Source organism: Caulobacter sp. 73W (assembly GCF_041021955.1).
GTDB lineage: Bacteria > Pseudomonadota > Alphaproteobacteria > Caulobacterales > Caulobacteraceae > Caulobacter.
On sequence record NZ_CP158375.1, the window covers coordinates 3,442,394 to 3,456,014 of the forward strand.

Annotated in this window: 11 protein-coding genes; 7 read left to right on the forward strand and 4 right to left on the reverse strand. The window is 68.3% G+C overall.

Features of this window, described 5'->3' with window-relative positions; all coding sequences use genetic code 11:
• The first annotated feature begins 2 nt into the window (after positions 1-2).
• Genes glyS through ABOZ73_RS16425 form a run of 3 tightly spaced genes read left to right on the forward strand, consistent with a single transcriptional unit; the run spans position 3 to position 5,196 of the window.
• Entirely contained in the window at positions 3-2,012 is a 2,010-nt protein-coding gene (gene glyS, locus ABOZ73_RS16415; protein WP_369059192.1) for a glycine--tRNA ligase subunit beta, read from the forward strand.
• Positions 2,013-2,021: 9 nt separating this feature from the next.
• Complete coding sequence (gene ppdK, locus ABOZ73_RS16420; protein ID WP_369059193.1) at positions 2,022-4,703, forward strand: pyruvate, phosphate dikinase; 2,682 nt, start codon at positions 2,022-2,024, stop codon at positions 4,701-4,703.
• A gap of 37 nt (positions 4,704-4,740) precedes the next feature.
• Positions 4,741-5,196 carry a GNAT family N-acetyltransferase gene (locus ABOZ73_RS16425; protein ID WP_369059194.1) on the forward strand — a complete coding sequence of 152 codons (456 nt, stop codon included), beginning with the start codon at positions 4,741-4,743 and terminating at the stop codon, positions 5,194-5,196.
• A gap of 125 nt (positions 5,197-5,321) precedes the next feature.
• On the opposite strand, the gene ABOZ73_RS16430 is transcribed toward ABOZ73_RS16425, so the two are convergent.
• Entirely contained in the window at positions 5,322-6,521 is a 1,200-nt protein-coding gene (locus tag ABOZ73_RS16430) for a hypothetical protein (RefSeq protein WP_369059195.1), read from the reverse strand.
• Positions 6,518-8,188 (reverse strand): amidohydrolase, encoded by a 1,671-nt coding sequence (locus tag ABOZ73_RS16435; RefSeq protein ID WP_369059196.1) that lies wholly within the window; start codon positions 8,186-8,188, stop codon positions 6,518-6,520. The genes ABOZ73_RS16430 and ABOZ73_RS16435 overlap by 4 nt, the downstream gene beginning before the upstream one ends.
• A 113-nt stretch (positions 8,189-8,301) precedes the next feature.
• On the opposite strand from ABOZ73_RS16435, the gene ABOZ73_RS16440 reads away from it, so the two are divergent.
• On the forward strand, positions 8,302-9,492 hold the full coding sequence (locus ABOZ73_RS16440) for a M48 family metalloprotease (RefSeq protein WP_369059197.1): 1,191 nt from the start codon (positions 8,302-8,304) through the stop codon (positions 9,490-9,492).
• A 3-nt stretch (positions 9,493-9,495) separates the two neighbouring features.
• Here the strand turns inward: ABOZ73_RS16440 and ABOZ73_RS16445 are convergent, their stop codons facing one another.
• Positions 9,496-10,617: a beta-ketoacyl-ACP synthase III gene (locus ABOZ73_RS16445; RefSeq protein ID WP_369059198.1), complete on the reverse strand. Its 1,122-nt coding sequence runs from the start codon at positions 10,615-10,617 to the stop codon at positions 9,496-9,498.
• Positions 10,618-10,852: 235 nt separating this feature from the next.
• On the opposite strand from ABOZ73_RS16445, the gene ABOZ73_RS16450 reads away from it, so the two are divergent.
• The 3 genes from ABOZ73_RS16450 (at position 10,853) to ABOZ73_RS16460 (ending at position 12,714) form a co-directional block, all read left to right on the forward strand.
• Complete coding sequence (locus ABOZ73_RS16450; RefSeq protein ID WP_369059199.1) at positions 10,853-11,380, forward strand: porin family protein; 528 nt, start codon at positions 10,853-10,855, stop codon at positions 11,378-11,380.
• Positions 11,381-11,491: 111 nt separating this feature from the next.
• Positions 11,492-11,815 carry a hypothetical protein gene (locus tag ABOZ73_RS16455; protein WP_369059200.1) on the forward strand — a complete coding sequence of 108 codons (324 nt, stop codon included), beginning with the start codon at positions 11,492-11,494 and terminating at the stop codon, positions 11,813-11,815.
• On the forward strand, positions 11,812-12,714 hold the full coding sequence (locus tag ABOZ73_RS16460; protein ID WP_369059201.1) for a sterol desaturase family protein: 903 nt from the start codon (positions 11,812-11,814) through the stop codon (positions 12,712-12,714). Before ABOZ73_RS16455 ends, ABOZ73_RS16460 begins: the two co-directional genes overlap by 4 nt.
• Here the strand turns inward: ABOZ73_RS16460 and ABOZ73_RS16465 are convergent.
• Positions 12,711-13,550: a PhzF family phenazine biosynthesis protein gene (locus ABOZ73_RS16465; RefSeq protein ID WP_369059202.1), complete on the reverse strand. Its 840-nt coding sequence runs from the start codon at positions 13,548-13,550 to the stop codon at positions 12,711-12,713. The genes ABOZ73_RS16460 and ABOZ73_RS16465 overlap by 4 nt on opposite strands.
• Between the last annotated feature and the right edge of the window lie 71 nt (positions 13,551-13,621).

Genomic DNA, 13,621 nt, shown 5'->3' on the forward strand with positions numbered 1-13,621 from the left:
CCATGCCCCAACTGCTTCTCGAACTCTTCTCCGAAGAAATCCCGGCCCGCATGCAGGCCCAGGCCGCCAAGGACCTGGAGCGCATGGCGCGCGAGCGTCTGGCCGCCGCCGGTTTCCTGCCCGAGGCCCTGACCGCCATCGCCGGCCCGCGCCGTCTGACCCTGGTGGCCGAAGGCCTGCCGGCCGCCCAGCCGGAGCGCCATGAAGAACTGAAGGGCCCCAAGGTCGGCGCCCCGCCGCAGGCCATGGAAGGCTTCCTGCGCAAGGCAGGCCTGACCCAGGACCAGCTGACCGAGCGTGACGGCGTCTATTTCGCCCACATCCACAAGGCCGGCCGCCAGACCACCGAGATCGTCGCCGAGATGGTCGAGGAGATCGTCCGCGGCTTCCCGTGGCCGAAATCGATGACCTGGGGCTACGGCAAGCTGCGCTGGGTCCGCCCGCTGAAGCGCATCCTGTGCGTCTTCGACCGCGAGATCGTGCCCTTCGCCATCGACGGGATCGAGAGCGCCGACCTGACCGAGGGGCACCGCTTCATGGGCTCGGGCGAGCGCGTGTTCCGCGCCCGTGACTTCGACGAATACCGCCAGGGCCTGCTGGCCCACCACGTCGTGCTGGACCCGGAAGAGCGCAAGTCGCGCATCCTGGAAGGCGCCAAGACCCTGTGCTTCGCCCGCAATCTGGAACTGGTCGAGGACCAGGGCCTGCTGGAAGAGGTCGCCGGCCTGGCCGAGTGGCCGACCCCGATCCTGGGCGACATGGACCCCGCCTTCCTGGCCCTGCCGCCGGAGGTGATCCGCACCTCCATGCGCACGCACCAGAAGTACTTCGCGGTCCGCGACCCGGCGACCGGCAAGCTGGCCCCGCACTTCCTGGTGGTGGCCAACATCCAGGCGCCCGACGGCGGCGCCGAGATCGCCCGCGGCAACGCCAAGGTGCTGTCGTCGCGCCTGTCCGACGCCCGCTTCTTCTGGGACGAGGACGTGAAGGTCGGCTTCGACGCCTGGCTGAAGAAGCTGGACGGCGTCACCTTCCACGCCAAGCTGGGCACCATGGCCGAGCGCGTCGAGCGCATCGTCGCCCTGGCCCGCGAGATCGCGCCCCTGGTCGGCGCCGATGTGGAGAAGACCGCCGAAGCGGCGCGCCTGGCCAAGGCCGACCTGACCTCCGAAATGGTCGGCGAATTCCCCGAACTGCAGGGGATCATGGGCGGCTACTACGCCCGCGCCTTCGACCTGGACGGCGAGATCGCCGACGCCGTGCGCGACCACTACAAGCCGCAGGGGCCGGGCAACTCCGTCCCGACCGCGCCGGTCAGCATCGCCGTGGCCCTGGCCGACAAGCTGGACACCCTGGTCGGCTTCTTCGCCATCGACGAGAAGCCCACTGGCTCCAAGGACCCCTTCGCCCTGCGCCGCGCGGCGCTCGGGGTGATCCGCATCATCACCGAGAACGGCCTGCGCCTGCCGCTTAGCGGCTTCTCGGCCAAGACCCCGGATCTGGTCGCCTTCTTCGCCGACCGCCTGAAAGTTGCGCTTCGCGACCAGGGCAAGCGCCATGACCTCGTGGACGCCGTGTTCGCCCTTGGCGACGACGACCTCGTGCGGATCGTTTCGCGCGTGGAGGCGTTGGACGCCTTCCTGAAGACGGACGATGGGGCGAACCTTCTGGCGGGCTACAAGCGCGCCGCGAACATTCTGAAAGCCGAAGAGAAGAAGGGCGCCTTGCCCGATGGCGACGCGGTCGCCCTGGCCGGCGCGCCCGCCGAGGAATCGGCGCTGCTCGCGGCGGTGCAGCGCGCCCGTCCCGTTGTCGAAACGGCGCTGTCTTCGGAAGATTTTGCCGCCGCGATGCAGGCTCTCGCCGAGCTTCGTGCGCCGGTGGACGCCTTCTTCGAGAAGGTGCTAGTTAACGACACGGATGTTGCAGCGCGGGATAACCGTTTGCGGCTTCTGTCCCAAGTCAAGACGACCACGGAGAGGGTCGCGGACTTTTCACTTATCGCAGGGTGAGCTTTCAATATGCCGGTCGAGACGATGACCAAGACGCGCTGGGTCTATTCCTTTGGTGGAGGCGGCGCTGACGGCGACGCCTCGATGAAGAATCTGCTGGGGGGCAAAGGCGCCAACCTGGCCGAGATGTCTTCCTTGGGCCTGCCGGTCCCGCCGGGCTTCACCGTCACGACCGAGGCGTGCGTCCACTATTACAGCAATGGACGCCAGTACCCGGCCGAGCTGGCCGAACAGGTGGCCGCCGGCCTGGCGACCGTCGAAAAGCTGACGGGCAAGACCTTCGGCGATCCGGCCAACCCGCTGCTGGTGTCGGTGCGCTCGGGCGCCCGCGCCTCCATGCCGGGCATGATGGACACCGTCCTGAACCTGGGCCTCAACGACGAGACCGTGGCCGGCCTGGCCGCGCTGTCGGGCGACGAGCGCTTCGCCTATGACAGCTACCGCCGCTTCATCCAGATGTTCTCCAACGTGGTGCTCGGCCTCGACCACCACTCGTTCGAGGAGATCCTGGACGACCACAAGGACCGTCTGGGCGTCACCGTCGACACCGACCTGACCGCCGAGAATTGGCGCGCCGTGGTCAAGGACTACAAGGCCGTCGTCGCCCGCGAGCACGGCCAGCCGTTCCCGCAGGACCCGCAAGCCCAGCTGTGGGGCGCCGTCGGCGCCGTGTTCGCCAGCTGGATGAACGACCGGGCCAAGTTCTATCGCCGCATGCACGACATCCCGGAAAGCTGGGGTACGGCGGTCAACATCCAGTCGATGGTGTTCGGCAACATGGGCCAGACGTCCGCCACGGGCGTCGCCTTCACCCGCAACCCGTCCACCGGCGAGGCGCGCCTGTACGGCGAGTTCCTGATCAACGCCCAGGGCGAGGACGTGGTGGCCGGCATCCGCACGCCGCAGTCCCTGACCAAGGTCGCCCGTGAGGAAATGGGCGACGTCTCTCCCTCGATGGAAGAGGCGATGCCGGAGGTGTTCGGCCAGTTCAAGACCGTGGTCGAGACGCTGGAACGCCACTACCGCGACATGCAGGACATCGAGTTCACGGTGGAGCAGGGCACGCTCTACATGCTCCAGACGCGCAACGGCAAACGCACCGCCAAGGCCGCGCTGAAGATCGCCGTGGACCTGGCCGCCGAGGGTGTCATCAGCCAGGACGAAGCCATCCTGCGCATCGAGCCGGCGTCCCTGGACCAGTTGCTGCACCCGACCATCGACCCGACCGCCCACCGCGACGTGGCGGCCGCCGGCCTGCCGGCGTCGCCTGGCGCGGCCACCGGCAAGATCGTGTTCGACTCGGACGAAGCCGAACGCCTGGGCCACCTGGGCGAGGCGGTCATCCTGGTTCGTGACGAGACCAGCCCCGAAGACATCCACGGCATGCACGCGGCCAAGGGCATCATCACCGCCCGCGGCGGCATGACCAGCCACGCCGCCGTCGTGGCGCGCGGCATGGGCCGTCCCTGCGTCTCCGGCGCCGGCGAGATCGCGATCTTCGAACAGCAGGGCCTGTTCCGTGTTCGCGGCCGTGAATTCCGCGCGGGCGACATCATCACCGTCGATGGCTCCAAGGGCGAAGTCTTGGCGGGCGCAGTGAAGATGATCGAGCCCGAGCTGACCGGCGACTTCGCCACCCTGATGGCCTGGGCCGACAAGGCCCGCCGCCTGAAGGTGCGCGCCAACGCCGAGACGCCGCTGGACGCCAAGACCGCCCGCCAGTTCGGCGCCGAAGGCATCGGCCTTTGCCGCACCGAACACATGTTCTTCGACGAGGACCGCATCGCCGCCGTGCGCGAGATGATCCTGGCCGACGACGAGCGCGGGCGCCGCACGGCCCTGGCCAAGATCATGCCGATGCAGAAGGGCGACTTCGTCCAGCTGTTCACGATCATGGAAGGCCTGCCGGTGACGGTGCGCCTGCTCGATCCGCCGCTGCACGAGTTCCTGCCGCACACCGAGGGCGATGTCGAAGCCGTGGCCACCGCCACCGGCCTGGACGCCGCCAAGCTGATGCGTCGCGCCAAGGAGCTGCACGAGACCAACCCCATGCTCGGCCACCGCGGCTGCCGCCTGGGCGTCTCGTACCCCGAGATCTACGAGATGCAGGTCCGCGCCATCATTGAGGCCGCCTGCGAGATCGCCAAGTCCGGCAAGGCCGCTCCGGTGCCCGAGATCATGCACCCGCTGGTCGCCAAGGGCGAAGAGATGAAGTTCCTGCGCGAGCTGACCGATCGGGTCGCCAAGGAAGTGATCGCCGAGCAGGGCGTCGAGCTGGAGTACATGGTCGGCACCATGGTCGAACTGCCCCGCGCCGCCCTGCGGGCCGGCGACCTGGCGCAGAACGCCGAGTTCTTCAGCTTCGGCACCAACGACCTGACCCAGACGACGTTCGGCATCAGCCGCGACGACGCCGGCAAGTTCCTGAACGCCTATATCGACAAGGGCATCTTCGAGAAGGACCCGTTCGTGTCCCTCGACCAGGAAGGCGTGGGCGACCTGATCCGTCTGGCCGCCGAACGCGGCCGGGCGCAGCGTCCGGACGTGAAGCTGGGCATCTGCGGCGAACACGGCGGCGACCCCGCTTCGATCACCTTCTGCGAGCAGGTGGGCCTGGACTACGTGTCCTGCTCCCCCTTCCGGGTGCCGATCGCCCGACTGGCGGCGGCGCAGGCCGCGCTGTCGAAGTAGAGAGGATTGGGCTCGCCGAAAGGCGGGCCCTTTTCACATGAACCTGCGTCCCGCCAGACCGGAAGAGCGCGAAGCGCTCGAGGCCCTGCAGATGACCGCCTCCCTGGCGGACGACGCCTATCGCCAGGCGCTCCTCGACAACCCCGAGGCCGTTCACCTGCCGATGGAGCAGATCGAGGCCGGACAGGTGGTGTTGGCCGAGGACGAGTCCGGCTTGCTGGGCTTCTGCGTGGTGCTGCCGCGCGAGGACGGGCAGGCGGAACTGGACGGTCTGTTCACGCGGCCGGACGCTTGGGGCAGGGGTGTCGGGCGGGCGCTGACGCAGGATGCCCTGCATCGCGCCGCCGCCATGCGAGTCGCGACCTTGCATGTGGTCGCCAGCCTCGAGGCGCGCGGGTTTTACGAGCGCCTCGGCTTTGAGTTCATCAGCGATACGCCGACCCTCTTTGGGCCGGCGATCAGCATGTCGCAATCCGTCCCTATTTCGTCGTAGAAGCTGGTGGCCCTGTGCGTCCTTCGAGACGCCCGCTGACGCGGGCTCCTCAAGATGACGAACTCAGCAAACCACGCTCGTCATGCTGAGGAGCGGCCGTGGGCCGCGTCTCGAAGCACGCAAATCTACTTCCGCTTCGCCGTCACCAGAACCGGCAGATCCCCCAAGGCCGGGTTGATGAAGTCCAGCCGCGTGCGGCCGTCTTCCGTTTCGCTGACCACCACGGGGGCGGCGGAATTGGTCAGGGTCCATCCGGCGGGCAGGACCACGGCGTTGGCTGGACGGCCCAGGGCGCGGTCGAAGACCAGCTCGTCGCCGACCAGCTTGTAGCGGCCGGGATCGGTATAGGTCTCGGCCAGGCGCAGACGCACGGATTCGCCGGCCTTCACCGCCGGGAAGCTGAACAGGACGACCTCGGTCTCGGCGGTGACCTCACCCAGGCCGGGGTCCTTGATCCCAGCGGCGGTGATGGCGGCGCCCTTCAACTGCCGGGCCGTGAGCGCTTCGCCGGTGTCCATGTTGCGCGCCGAGGGCTTGGAGGCGGTGCTGCCCTTGCGCACGACATTGACGTACTGGCCGACGCCGGGCCGGTCCTCGGTATAGTCGTGATGGAGCGCGAAGCTGTGGGTCTCCGGGGCGTTCAGAAAATAGACGATGTCCCGCGTCTGGCGGGCGCGTTCCGATACCTTGGCCGCCGCGCTGTTCGCTGTCGGCGTCAGCTTGCCCGGACGGGCGCGCAGCTTCACAGGGGCCTGGGCCGGGGTGTTGTTGATAAAGCTGATCCGCAGGCGGCCGTCCGCCTCCTGCGCCACCTGGGACGGGTAGTTGGACGTCACCAGCACGTAGCCGGCCGGCAGGACCACGGCGTTGCGCTTCACGCCCAGCGGACGGTCGAAGACGATGTCCTGGCCGTCCTGGAAGTAGGACTTGGCGTCCTCATAGGTCTTGTCGATGCGCACCCGGCCCTGGCCGCCGTCGGCCGGCACCGGGCGGGCCAGGGTGACACGGATGTAGTCGCTGTCGAGGCTGGCTTCCGGCAGGCCGGTGGCGCGGGCGGTCGCGCCGTCCACCACCTTGAATTCCAGCGGCTTGCCGGTGGCCATGTCGACCACGCTCTCGTCGGTGGCGATGCTGCCTTTGCGGATGGGGTTGAAATAGGCCGTCGCGCCCGGCCGGGCGGCGGTCACGTCATAGATGATGCGGAACTTGCCCGATCCCGGGGCCAGCAGTTCGTAGCGGGTATAGGCGTTGATCTCCTGCGGCGCGGCCATGGCCGGCGCGGCGATGCAGACGACCATGGAGGCGATTGCGGCCAGGCGGATCATTGGGCGGCGCCTTCACGCTGGTAGACGCGCTTGCCGCCCACCCAGGTCTCCTGGACCTTGATCTTCCACAGGTCCTTGGGCGGGATCTTGTACGGGTCCTGATCGAGGATCAGGAAGTCGGCCCATTCGCCCTGCGCCAGGCTGCCGAACTTGCCCTCGCCGAACTCGGCATAGGCCGCGCCGGTGGTGAAGGCGGCCAGGGCCTCGTCCAGGGTCAGGGCCTCGCCCGGATACCAGCCGCCCAGGGGCTGGTCGTTGTGGTCCTGGCGGGTGACGGCGGCATGAATGCCGAAGAACGGGTTCGGCGCCTCCACCGGGAAATCGGACCCGCCGGCGAACCTGGCGCCGCTGTCCAGCACGCTGCGCCAGGCATAGGCGCCCTTCATCCGCGCCTTGCCCAGTCGATCCTCGGCCATGTTCTTGTCGGAGGTGGCGTGGGTCGGCTGCATGGAGGCGATCACCTCCAGCTTGGCGAAGCGGGGCAGGTCGACGGGATCGACGACCTGGGCGTGCTCGACGCGGTGGCGCAGGCCCTTGGGCGTCGAGGCCTTCACGCTCTCGAACGCATCCAGCACCTCGGCGTTGGCGCCGTCGCCGATGGCGTGGACATTGACCTGATAACCGCGCGAGGCCGCGCTGCGGACCATGGCGTTCAGCTTGTCCTGCGGCAGGAACTGCAGGCCGATATTGTGCGGATCGTCGCTGTAGGGCGCCTTCAGGAAGGCCCCGCGCGAGCCGAGCGCCCCGTCCGAATAGAGCTTCACCGATTTCAGGGCCAGGCGGTCGCCATGGGTCCAGTCGATGGGCCCCTTGGGCGAGATCGCCTCCAGGGACTCCATGCCGCCGGCCATGGCGTAGATGCGGGCGGTCAGTCGGCCTTCCTTGCCGAACCGGTCATAGAGCGCCCAGGTCTTGGGATCGGCGCCCGCGTCGCCCACGCCGGTCAGGCCGACCTCGGCCATGATCTTCAGGGCGGCGGACAAGGCGGCTTCCGCGTCAGCGGCGGTGGGGGCGGGGACCTTGGCGGCGACCATCTCCTGCGCCGCATCGACCAGCACGCCCGCCGGCGCGCCGTCGGCCTTGCGCTCGATGCGGCCGCCGGTGGGGTCCTTGCTGGCGGCGGTCACGCCCGCGATCTGGAGCGTTTTGCTGTTGGCCCAGCCGGCGTGGCCGTCCACCCGCTCCAGCCAGACCGGGCGGTCGCTGACCACCGCGTCCAGCTCGGCGGCGGTGGGGAAGCGGCCGAGCTTCCAGATTTCCTGGTTCCAGCCGCGCCCGATAATCCACGGCTTGTCCGGATTGGCGGCGGCGTAGGCCTTCAGCCGCCGCAGCGCCTCGTCCAGTGACTTCGTGCCCGTCAGATCGAGCGCCAGGGCCTGGAAACCCAGGCCCATGACGTGGCCGTGGGCGTCGATCAGGCCGGGGATCACCGTCTTGCCGCCGGCGTCCACCATCACGTCGTCCGGTCCCCAGGCGATGCGGGGAACGGCCTGGGTCACCCAGGCGATCTTGCCGTCCTTGCCGATGCGCAGGGTGCGGAAGGGGACCGCCTTGCCGTCCTTGCCCAGGGCGTAGCCGTTGGCGTTCATCACCCATGTGTCGGCCTTGGCCGCCGTGGTTGCGGCGAGCAGCGCGGCCCCCGCCAGGAACATCGCCTTCAGCTTCATCTCCAGCCCCGCATTTTTCTGAATCTTGCGGCGTCACCATAGCCGGGGGAAGGGCGGTGACAACCGGCCCGGATCATGTCCAACTCAAGGCCAAGCTTGGAGTCCGCGTCACCATGTCGAGCTTTGATCCGGTCGCCGCGACGGCCGCCTATCTGGCCCAACTGCCCCCGGCCGCCCATGAGAAGGCGCAGGCCTACACCCAGGGTGGCCACTGGCTGATCCTGTGGGGCGCGCTGGTGTCGATCGCCGCGGCCTGGATCATCCTGCGTCTGGGCGTGGCGCGCCGCGCGGCCGCCTCGGTGCAGCGCCGCCGGCCCCGGCCGTGGACCTCGGCCTTCCTGGCGGCGGCGGCCTTCTTCGCCGTCAGCTGGGCGATCGAACTGCCGTGGGCGGCCTATTCCGGCTGGTGGCGCGAGACGCAGTACGGCCTGACCAGTCAGCCCATCGCCGGCTGGCTGACCGAGCACCTGATCGGCGGGGTCATGGGCGTGGTGGTGACCGGCCTGCTGATCATGCTGATCTACTTCCTGATCCGCCGCGCGCCGCGCCTGTGGCCTGTGCTCACCGGCCTGGTGGTCGGGGTCTTCGCCCTGTTCATGCTGTTCCTGCAGCCGGTCGTCATCGAGCCGATCTTCAACAAGTACGACCCGGCCCCGCCCGGGCCGGTGCGCGACATGGTGGTCGCCATGGGCCTTCAGGTCGGCGTCCCGACCGACAAGATCCTGGTCTACAACGGCTCCAAGCAGTCCAACCGCTACACCGCCAACGTCTCCGGCTTCATGGGCACGTCCCGCGTGGCCATGAGCGACGTGATGTTCAAGAAGGACGCCGACCTGGCCGAGGTGCGCGGCGTCGTGGGTCATGAGATGGGCCACTACAAGCGCGGCCACCTGTTCGAGCTGATCGCCTTCTTCGGCTTCGGAACCATGATCATGGGCTTCATCGTCCAGGCCCTGTTCCCGGTCGCCACGCGCCTGCTGGGCGGCTGGGGCGTGACGGGGATCGCCGATCCGGCGGGCCTGCCGATCCTGATGATCTTGGTGACGGTGCTGGGCGTGCTGGCGACGCCGGCCGTGAACACCATGGTCCGCTACGCCGAGACGGACGCCGATCGCTATTCCCTGGAGAACTTCAACGAGCCGGACGGCCTGGCGCGCGCCCTGGTCAAGACGATCGAGTATCGGGCGGCGACGCCGGGCGCGGTGGAGGAGTTCATCTTCTACGACCACCCCTCGGTCGGCTCGCGCGTGCGCATGGCCATGGACTGGAAGGCGGCCCACCTGGGTGAGCCGCCCCGCCCTTAGGGCTTACCGCTTCCGGACGAACACGGTCCCGGCCGAGTAGCCGGCCCCGAAGCTGCAGATCAGGCCTTCGTCGCCGGCCTCGAACCCGTCGTGGTGCAGGTGGAAGGCGATGATCGAGCCGGCGGACGAGGTGTTGGCGTACTCGTCCAGGATGATGACGTTCTCGCCCGGCGCCGGATCGCGGCCCAGCACCTTGCGCCCGATCATCTCGTTCATGTTGATGTTGGCCTGGTGCAGCCACATGCGCTTCAGGGCGTGCGGATCGACGCCGATGTCGTTGGCGTGCTCGACGATCATCTCGCTGACCATGGGCACCACCTCGCGGAACACCTTGCGGCCCTCCTGCACGAACAGCTTGTCCTTAGCCCCGATGCCCTCGGGCGCGGTGTTGTTGAGGAAACCGAAGTTGTTGCGGATGTTGTTGGAGAACTGCGTCTTCAACCGCGTCCCGAGGATATCCCAGCCCTTGCCCGCGGGGACGTCCTCGGCCCGTTCCACGATCGCCGCCGTGGCCACGTCGCCGAAGATGAAGTGGCTGTCGCGGTCCTTGAAGTTCAGGTGGGCCGAACAGATCTCCGGGTTCACCATCAGTACCGCCTTGGCCGAGCCGGTGGCGATGAAATCGGCCGCCGTCTTGATGCCGAAGGTGGCGGACGAGCAGGCCACGTTCATGTCGAAGGCGAAGCCGTCGATGCCCAGGGCCTGCTGCACCTCGATGGCCATGGCCGGATAGGCGCGCTGCATGTTGGAGGCGGCGCACAGCACCGCGCCGATCTCGCTGACCGGCTTGCCCCAGGCGGCGATGGCGTCCTTGGCCGCCGCGACGGCGATCTCGGCCAGGACCGAGATTTCCTCGTTCGGGCGCTCGGGGATGACCGGGCGCATGACCTCGGGGTCGATGACGCCGGTCTTGTTCATGACGAACCGCGACTTGATGCCCGACGCCTTCTCGATGAACTCGGGAGAGGAGGGGCTCAGGGCCTGCACCTCGCCGGCCTCGATGGCGGCGGCGTTGGCGCTGTTGAAGCGCTCGACGAAGGTGTTGAAGGCGTCGACTAGTTCGGTGTTCGAGACGCTGTGCGGCGGGGTGAACAGCCCGGTCGCGGCGATGACGGCTTGATGCACGAAAGACTTCCCGACGCCGCGCGAGCGCGGCTCACATTGGTTTTATGCCTCGATCAATAGCACGCCCGATAGCGCCGTCACCCGTCGCGATGTGGCCTGGATGTGGCCGCGACGCCCCAATTAAGGCGGCAACCGCCCTTGGCAGGTCGCGTTTGGCTGCGAACCAGGGGCGTCCCGCGAGGGACGGACTGGGTGCTGTTCGAGTAGAGTGAGTACAATAAAAATGAAGTCTCTCATGATCGCGGCTAGCGCCGCTGCTGTCGCCGTCGCCATCGTTCCCGCCGCGGCTTCCGCCCAGATGCTGGGCGAGACCACCGTCTACGGTACGGCCGGCGTCGCCAGGTCGGGTGTCGATGGCGCGGACCTCGGCTCCGTGCAGGGCCGTATCGGCGCGCGCTTCGGCCAGTACTTCGGCGTCGAAGGCGAAGCCGCCACCGGCATCGACAAGGACCATGGCTATGTGGGCGGCGTGCGCGTGAAGCGTGACCTGGACCACCAGATCGCCGGCTACGCGGTGGGCTATGTGCCCGTTAGGCCGAACCTCGACCTATTCGCGCGGGTCGGTTACGGCAACACCCAGATCAAGAGCTCCGTGGCCGGCATCGAAAGCGAGGCCGACGGCGACTCCTGGAACTACGGCGCCGGCGCCCAGTACTTCTTCGACGAGAAGAACGGCGTGCGCGTCGACTACACCCGTCACGACTTCAAGAACGACGGCGGCAACGTCGATGTGACCTCTGTGTCGTACGTCCGCAAGTTCTAGAGCCTGACAGGGCCGCCCTTCCTCCTTGTGGAGGAGGGGCGGCCGTTCTCATTCTTGACGCCGGCGTCACCTTGGCGGACGCTCCCTTTCAAATGGGGAGGAAGCGTCGCTTTGGATAAGGCGCTGCTGATACAGTATCTCGGCTCGGTCCTGGCCGTGGTCTTCATGGTCGGCCTCGCCTGGTGGGCGAGGATCCCGCGGCCCACGCCGCCGCTGGACGAAGCCGCCGCCCGGGCGCTGCTGGCCGACGACTTCCCCGACATCAATCCCGAACAGGTCTGGATCGCCGACAATGGCCGCGGCGCCGTCGCGCGGGCCGGTGATAGGGCCCTGGTGCTGTTTCGGTTGGGCGACAGCTATGTGGCCCGCCTCGTGGCCTGGCGCGACGAGTTCGTCGGCGCCGCGCCCTGGCCGCCCAAGGGCGTTCGCGCATGAAGCCGGGCTTCGATCCCGTCACCCTGGCGGTGCCGTTCTTCGTCCTGGCCGTGGTGCTGGAGATCATTCTCGGCCGCCTGGGCAAGGGCAAGGCGGTCTATGAGCCGAAGGACGCCGCCACCTCCCTGCTGATGGGGTTCGGCAGCACCCTGGCCGGGCTTCTGACGGCCGGCGTGATGTTCGGCGCCAGCCTGTGGGTATATCAGCACCGCCTCTTCACCATCCCGATGACGGCGATCTGGGCCTGGGTGGCGCTCTTCTTCCTGGAAGACCTGACCTACTACTGGTTCCACCGCCTGGCGCACGAGCGGCGGTTCTGGTGGGCCAGCCACGTCAACCACCACTCCTCGCAGCACTACAACCTGACCACGGCCCTGCGGCAGACCTGGACCGGCGGCGTGGCGGGGACCTGGGCCCTGTGGCTGCCGCTGAGCTTCCTCGGCTTCCCGCCGGCCATGGTGGCGATCCAGAAGGGCCTCAGCCTCGTCTACCAGTTCTGGATCCATACCGAGGTGATCAAGCGCATGCCGCGCTGGTTCGAGGCGGTGTTCAACACGCCCTCGCATCACCGGGTCCACCACGCCCGCAACGCCCGCTATCTCGACGCCAACTACGCCGGCGTCCTGATCATCTGGGACCGCATGTTCGGCACATTCATCCCCGAGAGCGACGAGGAGCCGCCGCGCTACGGCCTGGTGCGGAACCTGGGCGGGTTCAACCTGCTGCACGTCGCCTTCCATGAGTGGATCGGCATCGGCAAGGACCTGCTGAAGGCTCGCTCTCCGCGCGAGGTCGCGGGCTACCTGTTCGGCCCCCCGGGCTGGAGCCCCGACGGCTCCCGCGACACTTCCGCCACCCTGAAGGCCAAGTGGCGGGCGCGGACGGGGCGGGACGGCTAGTCCAGCGGCCGCATCAGCCGCGCGGCGCCGGACACGCGGATGCTGGCGCCCTTCTCTGGGGTGATGGCGGCGGTCAAGCGGGACCGGGCGCCCATGTCCTCGCCCTGGACGATCTCGATCGACCCGCCGTGCGGCCAGCCCAGGTCGCGCAGATAGCCGGCCAGGGCCGCCGCTGCGGCGCCCGTGGCGGGATCCTCATAGACGCCGCCCGCCGCGAACGGATTGCGCGCATGGAACAGGCGCTCGGTCTCTGCGTGGACCAGGCTGATGGTCACCCACTCGTTCGCGCGCATCAACGCCTGGCCCGCTGTCAGGTCATAGCGCATGGCCGAGAGGGCGGCGCGGCTGTTTAGCGCGAGCACCAGATGGGACGCGCCGCCGTTGATCCGCGCCGGCGGCAGGCGGGGATCGAGGTCGTCGGCGCTGTAGCCGAACAGGGCCAGGCCCGCCTCGACCTGTTCCGCGCTGGCCGGGGCGCTGTGAGTCGGCGGCGACTGGAGCGCGGCCGTCAGGGCCTCGCCGTCGCGGCGGCCTTCCACCGAGATCGTCGAGTTGTTGAGACGCAGCGTATGGACGCCGTCGCCATGCTTCAGGGCCAGGACCGCGCCCAGGGCGATGGTGGCGTGGCCGCAGAACGGCACCTCCATCTCCGGCGCGAAATAGCGCGTGCGCCAGCCGTCGCCTTCGCGGGCGGAGAAGACGGTCTCGGAATACCCGACCTCCGCCGCCACCCGCTGCATCGCCTCGGCGGACGGCAGCGCATCGCACAGGACGACCCCAGCCGGATTGCCTCCGGCGTCACCATCGGAAAAGGCGGCGACATGGGCGACGTTCATGGGAGGACTCCAGACTGACAGGGCGCTTCGCCTACCAGTGTTACGGTCCGACTTGAAGCCAGATGCGGTGA